The following is a 7,353-nucleotide window of genomic DNA, read 5'->3' on the forward strand; positions in this document are numbered from 1 at the left end:
ACCACGGAGGAAAACAGCCAGGCGCCGGCGACAACCCGCTGGGCGGTGCCCACCAGCTTGACCCGGCGCAACGGATCACCCGCGTGCGCCCCGTGGATGCTGAACTCGCCGGGGCAGTACTCCCCCGGGATTTCGCCGACCCCTGCCCGCAGCCCGGTGTCGCGCAGACCTCCGGCAAGAAGCTCCCCGAACAGCCCGAACCGCTTTTTCGCGCCGGCGATGGCATCAGCCAGGGGCTCCACGTGGTCCAGCACCAGGCAACCGTCGTGGTAGGCCGCTGCCCGGCCGCCGGCCCTGCGCACCAGCGGCTCAAAACCGAGTTCGCGGCACCGCCGGGCTGCTTCCTCGAAGCCGGGCAGGTGGGCATCGCGCTGGCCGAACGCCACCGTAGGCGCCGGCCGGTAGACGCGCATCGTGGGACCGAGCCGACCCTGCTTGGCAGCACCCAGCAGTTCCACTCCGTACTGCAGATCCGCTGCGGCGCCGAAAGACTCCGCCTGGCGGACCCACGCCAGCCCGCGAGCGCTTTGCGGTGACTGCTCCAAGGTGATGCCTGCTTCCTGACCTGCTGTTCTGCGCCGCCGGCGGCGGAATACCCTTGCCATCTTACGGCCGGCCGGCAGCACGTTCCGTCTGGGCATATCCGCCCCGCAGCAGGTACCGCTTGACGGCTCCGGCGCCCCGGCGCCCCGGCGTGCCGGGCCACGGCGTCGGACACGGCGTCGGACACGGCGTCGGACACGGAATAATAGCGGTGTGCCCTCTCCTCCCATCCCTCTCATTCTGCTCGGCGGCGCTTCCGGATCCGGCAAGTCCTATCTGGCCGCCCGGTTTGGCCGTCCGCATGTGGAACTCGACGGGTTCTATCGGGAAATCAGCGAGCACACCCCCGCGTCCCCGCTGCCGCTCACTCCGTACGGGGAAATCGACTGGGACCATTCCGGCACTTGGAACAGCGGCGCCGCAGCCCGCGCCACGATGGAACTGCTGCAGACCGGCCGCACCCGGATCCCCAACTACTCCATCGCCACCTCCAGCTATGACGGGCACCGCACCGTGGAGCTTGCGGAGGGGCCGGTGATTGCCGAAGGCATCTTCGCCGACGCAGTCCTGAGCCAGCTGCGCGGCCTCGGGGCGGAGGTGGACGCCGTCTTCATCACGGTCTCTCCCATCACGACGGCGGTGCGCCGCCTCGTGCGCGACCTGCGGGAGCACCGCAAACCGCTGCCGTTCCTGCTCAAACGCGGCTGGGCGCTCTTCCGCTCCGAGCGTTCGGTGCGCGACCGCTATCTCGCCGCCGGGTTCCGCCCGGTACCCAAACGGCAGGTGAAAAAGGAGTTGGCCGGCTTGCGTCCCGCAGCGGCCAGCCAGCGGAAGTAGCGCCGGAAGCTATTCGGTCAGGTCCCACATCCGGCGCCACCACGGCCGTTTCGGCTCGAACTCGGGTTCTTCGCGTGCCGCTGCCTCTGCTCTGGCAGCGCGGCGCTCGCGCCAGCGTTCCAGTTCATACTCCACGTCGCGCGTTTTCGTGATGACCGGCGGGCCGCCTTGAAGTTGGCGCCGCGCGTTCACCACCCTGGCGTTAAAGTCCTCCAGGATTTCGCGTACCTGCCGGTCCGAAATCTGCTGATCCAGCCGGCCGTCCAGCTCGGCGTCCTCCGTGCGCAGCAGCAGCGCTTCCGGCCCCAGCCCCGTCAGGTTCTCGCGCTCGATCAATCCTTTGAGCCACCAGTCGGGGTCATAGCTGTTGCCCAGGTTCGGGATGGGTTTGCCCGCGTATTTCAAGTCGTCGAACTCGCCGCGCGCCATGGCCTCGCGGACCAGATAATCGGCGCGGCGGGATGTGTCCAGCTCCCGGATTTTGCGCTTCTTCTCTTCTTCCGCGGCGGTCTGCTTCGCTTCTACTGCGTCGGCAGGTGCATGGTCCCGCCCAGCGCGCAGCTCTGCCGCGCGTTCCATTCGCCGGCTGTTGTCACCTACTGCCCTGCCCATGTCCTTCACCGCCTCCATCACGTTCTTGTCCGCGGCCAGGGCCTTGCCCAGCCACCTGCAGCGCTACCGAAATTTTCCCAGCCCGGACAGCAGGCAGCAATACGCCCCGCTCCTACCGGGCTCCGTCAGCGGATTACGACGAGTCCCTGCTGTGCGCCGATCGCACGGTGCCGCTGATCCGGCGGTGGCCGCCGGAAGAACGGCAATGGCAGACTCGGTGGCATGCGCGAATTCGTCGTCCTCGGTACCGCCTCGCAGGTTCCCACGCGGTCCCGCAACCACAACGGCTACCTCTTGCGGTGGGATGGCGAGGGTCTGTTGTTCGACCCCGGTGACGGCACGCAGCGGCAAATGATCCTCGCCGGTGTTTCGGCCAGCCGGATCACACGCATTTGCCTCACGCACGTGCACGGCGACCACTGCTACGGGTTGCCGGGTGTGCTCTCGCGCATGGTCCTGGACGGCGTCGAGCATCCGGTCCACCTGCACTACCCGGCCTCCGGCGAGGAGGTGGTGCGGGCTTTGGTCTCGCTCGCGTCCCCCGGGCTGGACCTGCGCCTGCACCCGCACGGCGCCGCAGGCTCTATTGCGGACGGCCTCGAAGTGCTGCCTTTGGACCACCGGATCGAAACCTACGGCTACCGGCTGGTCGAGCCCGACGGCCGTACCCTGCTGCCCGAGCGGCTGGCTGCCGCCGGGATTGCCGGACCGGACGTTGGCCTGCTTCAGCTTGAGGGAAGCCTGAACGGAGTGCGGCTGGAGGAGGTCAGCGTGCCGCGGCCGGGACAGCGCTTCGCCTTTGTGATGGACACCGCGGTGTGCCCCGGCGCGGAAGAGCTCGCCGACGGAGCGGACCTCTTGGTGGCGGAGTCCACCTTCAGCGACGACGACGGCGCATTGGCGGCCCGGTACCGCCACCTCACCGCCGGGCAGGCAGGCGGACTCGCAGCCGGCGGCGGTGTGGGCACACTCGTGCTGACCCATTTTTCCTCACGTTACGCCGACCTGACGCCACTCGCCCGGGAGGCCAACGCACGAGCAGGAGGCAGCACCGTCGTCATCGCCAAAGATCTGGATCTGGTTCCGTTCCCCCAACGCCGGCGGACTCTACCCTGACGGTGAACCACGATCGGTGCCGCTCGGGCCGCCTACCTGTTTCCCTGTCGGCTCGTCCGGGTTACGGTGGCACTCCAAGCGGAACCTGGGTCAACGATTCAAGGAGGCTCTCATGAGCGAGCAATACCGTCCGGAGGACGAACAGAACCTGCCGGATCCCGAATTGACCGTCCAAGGCGAAGACCCCTTGATCCCCGACGAGGGCGTCGATGCAGTCCCGCCGGAACTTGTTGACGCCGGGGTCGATACAGACTCCGAGCGTCCCGTGGACGAAACACTGTCCGATCCCCTCGAAGGCGGGGTGCCGGACGATCGGCCCGGAGCTCCGCTGGAGGATTTCGATCCGGACGAGCCGCCCAGCGAATAGCGCTTGGGGCAGGCTGGGGGCGTGAGCGGAATCCGGTGGGTGCTGCACGTCGATCTCGACCAGCTCATCGCGGCGGTCGAGGTGCTCCGGCGGCCGGAGCTTGCGGGCAAGCCGATCATGCCGGGACGCGGAGCATTGGGAACCAGATGTCTCTCCTGCTCCGTCGATCCGTATTCACGGTGAACCGTTCCTCAACTGGTGATGCTCGACGGCACCGGATCTTGCCCGAGCGGCCCACGAACAGTGCGTGACGAACGCTGTCGACGAAAGGGCTTTCTGCGCCCCGGCGGGGACTCCGGCCGGGGCCATGACCGCCTCCCCTCCGGTGCGTCGACGCCCGGCGCAACTGCCTGCTCCCACTCCTCCATTTAGAGTTTCTGTTCATGGGCCGATCATCCGTCGCTAGACCCGAGGACCACGCTTACTTGGGCCTTTACGTGGAGTATCGCCCATTGTCGGCGCCAAGGACCAGAAGGTCATTCGTCAAACCGCAGCTGAGCAAGATACTGATCGCGCTTGACGAATTTGAATGTTACGTGCCTGATCACATTGATGACTGTTGTTAAAGGGTTGGGCGAGGATTGCGGCGAAAATTTTCCGGTATCGAGGAGTTTGCAAGACTTCTGCCATGGATTCGAAATCAGAGCCATTCAACGTTTCAGTAAAGACGATCCTCATGGCATACCCCCCGAGTTTGAGATCTTCTCGGCACTGACCAAAGTTGACCCCGCTTGTCAATCCCCAAATTTGGGGGTCACCGAAGCGGAAGCCTTCCTCAAGACTTGATACTCAACGGCAGTTATTCCGATGGTGGGTGCGACCGCTAGGTCTGTTTACACCGCCGAACAGTCAACGCCGAATCAGCAACTCTGGCATCAGAGCCAAGATGTAAATGAAATCGCAGTGGGGGGCACCATGCGGACTGTGGTAACCGGTGGGGCAGGATTTCTGGGATCGCACCTTTGTGAAAAACTGCTGGCGCGCGGGGATTTCGTGACCTGCATCGATGATCTGTCCACCGGACGGCGGATGAACATCGCCTCGTTCAGGAGCAATCCGCGGTTCACGTTCCTGACTGCCGATGTCAGCAACTCATTGGCCCTGGAGGATGCCACAGATGCCGTTGTCCACCTGGCCAGCCCCGCCTCCCCGCCGGATTATCACCGGCTTCCACTGGAGACGCTGGCCGCCGGCAGCAGGGGAACCGAAAACGCCCTACGGCTGGCCGAAGCGAAGGCGGCGCGGTTCATTCTTGCGTCGACAAGCGAGGTGTACGGAGATCCGGTAGTCCATCCGCAGACAGAGGACTACTGGGGGAACGTCAATTCCGTCGGTCCGCGCAGCGTCTACGACGAGGCCAAACGGTTCGCGGAGGCGATATCCATGGCTTACGCACGGTACCACGGCGTGAACGTTGGGATCCTGAGGATCTTTAACACATTCGGGCCACGAATGCGGGCCGGAGACGGGCGTGTTGTTTCTAGCTTCATATCCCAGGCACTGAACGGTGACTCGCTCACCATCTATGGCGACGGAACCCAGACACGCAGCTTTTGCTACGTCGATGACCTGGTCCGGGGCCTTATGGTCATGATCGACTCGGATGAAACAGGGCCCATCAATCTCGGAAACCCGGTGGAACGTACTGTCCATGATCTAGCCAAACTCATACTTAAAATCACGGGTTCGGCGTCGCCCATCGAATTTCACCGGCTCCCTGTTGACGACCCGGCACGCCGCAGGCCGGATATCAGCCGTGCTATGGAACGTTTGGGCTGGCAGCCGCTCGTCTCGACGGAAACAGGTCTGGAGCGCACCATCGAGTACTTCCGTTCCCAAAAGGCGGAAGTCTCCGCGGCCGCCAAGAGCCTCACCGGCGCGCAGTTCGAAGGTTGGGACGTCGAACCGGCCGCAAACACATCAGCTTTTGCGGGGCCGGCCTGACGACCGTACCCGGACCTTCACCGGTCGGTTTCACCTCAGGAACAGCAGCGGTCCGGCTGTCTGGTTGCAATTTTCCAAGCATCGGCGCTGCCGGTTTCCAAAATCACGGAGAAAGCTATGCGCATTACAGTCATTGGAACCGGTTACCTTGGTGCAGTCCATGCTGCGGGCATGGCCCAACTCGGCCACGAAGTCCTCGGTGTGGATGTGGATCCATACAAGGTCAAACGGCTTTCCCAGGGCCGCGCTCCGTTTTACGAACCTGGTTTCCCGGAACTTCTCCGCGAGAACCTGGAAGCCGGTCGGCTGCGGTTCTCTTCGTCACTTCAAGAAGCCGCAGCCTTCGGTGACGTGCATTTTATTTGTGTCGGGACCCCTCAAAGCCCGGATTCGGCCTCCGCGGACATGAAGTATGTCGATGCAGTAGTTGATGGCTTGGCGCCGCACCTGCATAAGCAGTGCCTGCTCGTCGGAAAGTCGACGGTCCCGGTCGGCACCGCATCACGGCTGGCCGAGAAGGTCACCAGTCTTGTACCCCCGGGCACCTGGGTGCAGGTCGCCTGGAACCCGGAGTTCCTTCGGGAAGGTTTCGCGGTCGAGGACACCTTGCATCCGGATCGGCTGGTCGTCGGAGTTACCTCGGTCGACGCAGAAAGGGTTCTGCAGAAAGTTTACGCACCGATTCTGGCCGCCGGTACTCCCTATATCTGCACCGACTTGGCGACTGCGGAACTCGTCAAGGTCTCCGCCAACGCATTCCTCGCGACTAAAATCTCATTCATCAACGCAATCTCCGAAGTCTGCGAAGCCGCGGGAGCGGACATTTTACCGCTCGCATCCGCGCTGGGCCACGATCCCCGTATCGGGCACCGCTTCCTCACCCCCGGCGTGGGCTTCGGAGGCGGCTGCCTGCCCAAAGACATCCGGGCCTTCTTGGCCCGGGCAGAGGAACTCGGGGTCGGAGAAACGATGACCTTTCTTCGCGACGTCGACAGGATCAACATCAACCGCCGGCACAGCGCTGTCAACCTGGCACGGAAGATGCTAGGCGGCTCCGTCGAAGACAAACGCATCGCAGTCCTCGGTGCCGCGTTCAAGCCCAACAGCGACGACGTACGCGACTCCCCCGCGCTCGCGGTAGCGCTCGCCTTGCAGGGCCAAGGCGCGGACGTACGTGTGCATGACCCGGAAGCGCTAGACAATGCCCGCAACACTCACCCGACTCTGAACTACTCCACCGACATCGACAAGGTCTTTGAAGCTGCAGACTTAGCTGTCCACCTCACCGAGTGGCCCGCGTACCGCGAGCTTGAGCCCGCCCGTCTTTCTACCCTCGTCAGAGCACGGAACATACTTGATGGCCGCAACGCCTTGGACATTGACTATTGGCGCAAGGCCGGTTGGACCATCCGGGCCATGGGCCGCCCCGTACGCTAACCAGCCCTCAACCGGCGCAGGGCAATCAGATCTGGCCAACCGCTCAAATTATGAGAGAGGTATTCATGCCCAACAAGACAGCCCTCGTTACCGGCGGGGCCGGCTTCATCGGCAGCCACTGCTGCGTTGACCTCCTGTCCAACGGATTTGATGTCATCGTGATCGATAATCTAGGCAACAGTTCCGCTGCCTCGGTAAAGCGCGCCGGCGAAATCGCCCATTCCAGCCGCCTAACGTTCCTGCAACTGGACCTGCTCAACCAAGCGGCCCTCAAAGCAACCTTTGCCGCCTTTCAGTTCGACGTCGTCATTCACTTTGCCGCATTCAAAGCGGTAGGTGATTCCGTAAGTCGGCCGCTCGAATACTATTCTAATAATGTTGGCGGGTTGCTCAGTCTTGTTGAGGCAATGAACAGCTCTGGCGTCCACCACCTGATTTTTTCCTCGTCCTGCTCTATATACGGGAACGCCAGGGTAGTACCAATTGACGAAATGACG

Annotated in this window: 10 protein-coding genes; 8 read left to right on the forward strand and 2 right to left on the reverse strand. The window is 63.5% G+C overall.

Annotated elements, in window-relative coordinates; genetic code table 11:
* Positions 1-545 (reverse strand): lipoyl protein ligase domain-containing protein (locus AC5RWT_RS32500; RefSeq protein WP_494083820.1); only part of this gene is annotated, 545 nt, incomplete at its 3' end.
* A 211-nt stretch (positions 546-756) separates the two neighbouring features.
* Between AC5RWT_RS32500 and AC5RWT_RS32505 the strand changes: the two genes are divergently transcribed.
* Positions 757-1,380 carry a uridine kinase gene (locus AC5RWT_RS32505; RefSeq protein WP_494083821.1) on the forward strand — a complete coding sequence of 208 codons (624 nt, stop codon included), beginning with the start codon at positions 757-759 and terminating at the stop codon, positions 1,378-1,380.
* Positions 1,381-1,389: 9 nt separating this feature from the next.
* Here the strand turns inward: AC5RWT_RS32505 and AC5RWT_RS32510 are convergent, their stop codons facing one another.
* On the reverse strand, positions 1,390-1,959 hold the full coding sequence (locus tag AC5RWT_RS32510) for a DnaJ family domain-containing protein (RefSeq protein WP_494083822.1): 570 nt from the start codon (positions 1,957-1,959) through the stop codon (positions 1,390-1,392).
* A gap of 255 nt (positions 1,960-2,214) precedes the next feature.
* Here AC5RWT_RS32510 and AC5RWT_RS32515 point away from each other — a divergent pair, with 255 nt between their 5' ends.
* The 7 genes from AC5RWT_RS32515 to AC5RWT_RS32545 form a co-directional block, all read left to right on the forward strand.
* Positions 2,215-3,108, forward strand: coding sequence for a ribonuclease Z (locus AC5RWT_RS32515; protein WP_494083823.1), 894 nt, complete (start codon positions 2,215-2,217; stop codon positions 3,106-3,108).
* Between the two features lie 112 nt (positions 3,109-3,220).
* Complete coding sequence (locus AC5RWT_RS32520) at positions 3,221-3,475, forward strand: hypothetical protein (protein ID WP_494083824.1); 255 nt, start codon at positions 3,221-3,223, stop codon at positions 3,473-3,475.
* 21 nt (positions 3,476-3,496) lie between these two features.
* Positions 3,497-3,658: a hypothetical protein gene (locus tag AC5RWT_RS32525; RefSeq protein WP_494083829.1), complete on the forward strand. Its 162-nt coding sequence runs from the start codon at positions 3,497-3,499 to the stop codon at positions 3,656-3,658.
* Between the two features lie 369 nt (positions 3,659-4,027).
* Positions 4,028-4,261, forward strand: coding sequence for a hypothetical protein (locus tag AC5RWT_RS32530; protein ID WP_494083825.1), 234 nt, complete (start codon positions 4,028-4,030; stop codon positions 4,259-4,261).
* Between the two features lie 21 nt (positions 4,262-4,282).
* Positions 4,283-5,419: a UDP-glucuronic acid decarboxylase family protein gene (locus AC5RWT_RS32535; RefSeq protein ID WP_494083826.1), complete on the forward strand. Its 1,137-nt coding sequence runs from the start codon at positions 4,283-4,285 to the stop codon at positions 5,417-5,419.
* Positions 5,420-5,536: 117 nt separating this feature from the next.
* Positions 5,537-6,856, forward strand: coding sequence for a UDP-glucose dehydrogenase family protein (locus AC5RWT_RS32540; protein WP_494083827.1), 1,320 nt, complete (start codon positions 5,537-5,539; stop codon positions 6,854-6,856).
* A 65-nt stretch (positions 6,857-6,921) separates the two neighbouring features.
* The coding region (locus AC5RWT_RS32545) for an SDR family NAD(P)-dependent oxidoreductase (protein ID WP_494083828.1) at positions 6,922-7,353 on the forward strand (432 nt) is incomplete at its 3' end.

It is taken from the genome of Arthrobacter sp. Dra40 (assembly GCF_059091905.1).